The following is a 975-nucleotide window of genomic DNA, read 5'->3' on the forward strand; positions in this document are numbered from 1 at the left end:
CCGCCGCCTACGCGGCCGCACCGGCGCCCGTCGTCCCGCGCACGCTGAGCCTCGTCGGGATGATCCTCGGCATCGTCGGCCTGGTCATCACGCTCTTCGCCGCGGGCTTCGGCTTCCTGCTGTCGGCTCCGGCCGTCGTCCTCGGCTTCCTCGGACGCCGGCGCGAGCCGGCCGCGCGCGGCTTCGCGCTGACCGCGATCATCACCGGGTTCGCCGGCATCGCCGTCTCGCTGATCTACCTGGCGGTCTTCCTCGTCTTCGTCGTGGTGGCCCTCGCCGCCGGCACCTCCGGCTACTGAGCCGGCGCGGGCCGCTCGACGCGCTCCGCCAGCAGGGCGCGGTGGCGCCCGGCGATCCGCGTCAGGATCAGCACCGCGCTGCCGGTGCCGGACAGGCCCAGGCGCTTGCGGAAGCGGGCGGGGTCGATGTCCACTCCGCGCTTCTTGATCTCGAGCACGCCGACGCCGCGGGTGCGCAGCTCCTTCGCCAGCGTGCGCTCGTCCAGCGGCAGCTCGGCGAGGACCCGGAAGCTGCGGAGGAAGGGCGAGGCGGCCGCCTCGTCGCCCGTCAGGTAGGCGATGCCGGGCGAGAGCATCCGCGAGCCGCTGGAGCGCGCGAGCTCGCCCAGGAGGCGCGCCCGGATCGCCGAGCCGTCGGGCTCGTGGACGAACGCGCCGAGCGGGCCGACCTCCTCGTCCTCGCTGTCACCCGCCGCGGTGAGCTCGGAGGAGCCGGCCGCTCCGAGCAGCAGGGCGGAGCGGCGCACGCCCGGGCGTGCCAGAGCACCGAACCAGAGCCCGGTCTCGACCAGCTCGCCGTCGACCGAGACCCACTGCGCCTCGGCGTCCCGGGGGAGGCGCTCGCGGTCGAAGCCCGGGCCCACCTTCACGCCCACCGGGAGGTGCTCGGCGAGGCCGAACGCGAAGTCGAGCGAGGGGGAGTAGTCGTCCGGATCGTCGAGCCGACGGGTCTCGC

Annotated in this window: 2 pseudogenes; one reads left to right on the plus strand and one right to left on the minus strand. The window is 75.2% G+C overall.

Going from position 1 to position 975, the window contains the following annotated elements:
• Positions 1-299, plus strand: a pseudogene (locus C5C24_RS18150) (hypothetical protein); the annotation flags it as partial.
• On the opposite strand, the pseudogene C5C24_RS17450 reads toward C5C24_RS18150, so the two are convergent.
• Positions 293-975 (minus strand): annotated as a pseudogene (locus C5C24_RS17450) (SAM-dependent methyltransferase); the annotation flags it as partial. The pseudogenes C5C24_RS18150 and C5C24_RS17450 overlap by 7 nt on opposite strands.

Origin of the sequence: Rathayibacter sp. AY2B3, from assembly GCF_002931755.1 — a bacterium.
Lineage (GTDB): Bacteria > Actinomycetota > Actinomycetes > Actinomycetales > Microbacteriaceae > Rathayibacter.